This is a genomic window from Phenylobacterium sp. (assembly GCF_035276905.1).
Lineage (GTDB): Bacteria > Pseudomonadota > Alphaproteobacteria > Caulobacterales > Caulobacteraceae > Phenylobacterium.
In genome coordinates, this window is record NZ_DATELG010000216.1 from 1 (window position 1) to 2,452 (window position 2,452).

Annotated in this window: 2 protein-coding genes and 1 pseudogene; 2 read left to right on the forward strand and 1 reads right to left on the reverse strand. The window is 71.0% G+C overall.

Going from position 1 to position 2,452, the window contains the following annotated elements; translation table 11 throughout:
* A pseudogene (locus VJS38_RS10085) lies at positions 1-331 on the forward strand (hypothetical protein); the annotation flags it as partial.
* 13 nt (positions 332-344) lie between these two features.
* Here the strand turns inward: VJS38_RS10085 and mutT are convergent.
* A complete protein-coding gene (mutT, locus tag VJS38_RS10090) occupies positions 345-752 on the reverse strand; it encodes an 8-oxo-dGTP diphosphatase MutT (RefSeq protein WP_324088019.1) in 408 nt (135 codons plus the stop codon).
* Between the two features lie 359 nt (positions 753-1,111).
* On the opposite strand from mutT, the gene VJS38_RS10095 reads away from it, so the two are divergent.
* A partial coding sequence (locus tag VJS38_RS10095; protein WP_324088020.1) for a DEAD/DEAH box helicase occupies positions 1,112-2,452 on the forward strand: 1,341 nt, incomplete at its 3' end.

Genomic DNA, 2,452 nt, shown 5'->3' on the forward strand with positions numbered 1-2,452 from the left:
CGACGCCGCCCGCCTGCGCGAGGCGGTGGCGGAAGGCGGCCGGCGCAGCGGCGCGCCCAGTGCGGTGGTGGCGCGCGGCGTGGCCCTCGCCGCCCTCAGCGTGATGGGCGAAGCCGAGCGTGGCCGGGCCTTGATGAGCGAGCCGCGCACGGCGTCCTGCCTGCGCATCGCCAAGCTCAACCTCTACCAGTGCCTGGCCAGCGCCGGGCCGCAGTACGAGGACATCTTCTGCCTGGGCGAGCACGCCATGATCGAGCCCGCCCGCTGCGTCGCCGACGCCGCCCGCGCGCCGACCGGCCGCGTCACACGGGCGAGCTTCGCCCTCCCTTAATCAAGGGAGGGAATCAGATGCAGTCTCTCAGCCAGGCCACCAGCGGCGCGTCGGCCGGCGGCATCGGATAGTCGCCCAGCCGGTTCGGCTTCACCCAGGCCATGGCCTTGTGCTCGCGGTTCGTCAGCCGGCCCTCCCACTTGCGACAGAGGTAGAGCGGCATCAGCAGATGGAAGCTCTCATACTCGTGGCTGGCGAAGACGAAGGGCGCGAGGCAGGCCTTGGCGACCGTGATCCCCAATTCCTCTTCCAGCTCGCGGATCAGGCAGGCCTCCGGCGTCTCGCCCGGCTCGACCTTGCCGCCCGGGAACTCCCAGAGGCCGGCGAGCTGCTTGCCCTCCGGGCGCTGGCAGATCAGCACGCGGCCGTCGATGTCGATCAGGGCGGCGGCGGCGACGAGGACGATGGGTTTTCCGGCCATGCCGCTCCATCTCGCGCGCCGAGCGAAAGTGGAAGCCGGTTTCGCCGTCCGGCGCGCGAAAATCTTTGAATTACCCGTCCCCGTTCGGGGACGGTGGCCTGAGGCGAAAAGGCAACAGCCTGCGACCAACCTTCGCGGTGCGGTTGACTTCCCGCCAGAAACAACTCATGTGGGCGGCGCGTCGGGCTAGCCGACGATATCGGCGCTCCAGCCGCGTGGGGCCTCGTCAGAGGCTCAGCCTGTCGAGCGCGGATTTCTCATAGATCGCCCATCACGCGGGGCGCTTCCCAACGACCCCGCGCTTCACGCCCCCGGCGCATCCGGACGGGCGGATTGCGCGCATACGCGAAAGATCGATTTTGACTCAATTCACCGACCTCGGCCTCGCCAAGCCGCTGCTCAAGGCGCTGGCCGACGAAGGCTACACCCAGCCCACGCCGATCCAGGCGCAGGCCATCCCCGGCGTCATGGCCGGCCGCGACCTCCTGGGCATCGCCCAGACCGGCACCGGCAAGACCGCCGCCTTCGCGCTCCCCATCCTGCATCGGCTGGCCGAGACCCGTAAGGCGCCGCCGCGCGCCAGCTGCCGGGTGCTGGTGCTCTCGCCCACCCGCGAGCTCGCCACCCAGATCGGCGAGAGCTTCAAGGCCTACGGCAAGCATCTCGGCGTCACCGTCGCGGTGGTGTTCGGCGGCGTGAAGTACGGCGCCCAGATGAAGGCCATGGCCCCCGGCGTCGACGTGCTGGTCGCCACCCCCGGGCGCCTGCTGGACCACTTGCAGGAGAAGACCATCACCCTCTCCGGCGTCGAGACCTTCGTGCTCGACGAGGCCGACCAGATGCTCGACATGGGCTTCATCCTGCCGATCCGGCGGATCGTGAAGCACGTGCCGGCCAAGCGGCAGAACCTGTTCTTCTCGGCCACCATGCCGAGCGAGATCGAGAAGCTGGCCGCCGAGCTGCTCAATCCCAATCCGCTGAAGGTCACGGTGACGCCGGCGGCGACCACCGTCGAGCGCATCAACCAGCGCGTTCTCTTCGTCGAGCAGCAGCGCAAGCGCGCCCTGCTGGCCGAGCTGTTCGACGATCCGGGCTTCAAGCGCGTCATCGTCTTCACCCGCACCAAGCGCGGCGCCGACCGCGTCGCGCGCGGGCTGGAGCAGGTCGGCGTCGAGGCGGCCTCGATCCACGGCGACAAGAGCCAGGGCCAGCGCGAGCGGGCGCTGGCGGCCTTCAAGGCCGGCCAGGTCCGGGCGCTCGTCGCCACCGACATCGCCGCGCGCGGCATCGACATCGACGCCGTCAGCCACGTGGTCCAGTTCGAGCTGCCGAACGTGCCGGAAGCCTACGTCCACCGCATCGGCCGCACTGCGCGCGCCGGCGCCGACGGCTCGGCGGTGGCCTTCTGCGCCGACGACGAACGGGGCTTGCTCAAGGACATCGAGAAGGTCACCCGCCAGCGCATCCCCTCCTGGGACCGGCGCAACGACCGCCAGCTGGGCGCGGCCACCGCCGCCCTGCCCGAGGTGGCGGCCAAGCCGGAGCGCCCGGCCCAGCCGCAGAAGGCCCAGCCGCACCGGGGCGAGCACAAGGCGCAGCGCAACCGCAACCACGCGCCCGCCAAGACGCCCTCCGGCCACCACCGCCACGAGGGCGGCCAGCAGCGCCAGGCCGAAGCCGCCAAGCCGGCGGCGAAGGGC

Excerpts from the sequence above, each read along its gene's own strand:
- mutT (WP_324088019.1), bottom strand. The coding sequence starts at position 752 with ATGGCCGGAAAACCCATCGTCCTCGTCGCCGCCGCCGCCCTGATCGAC.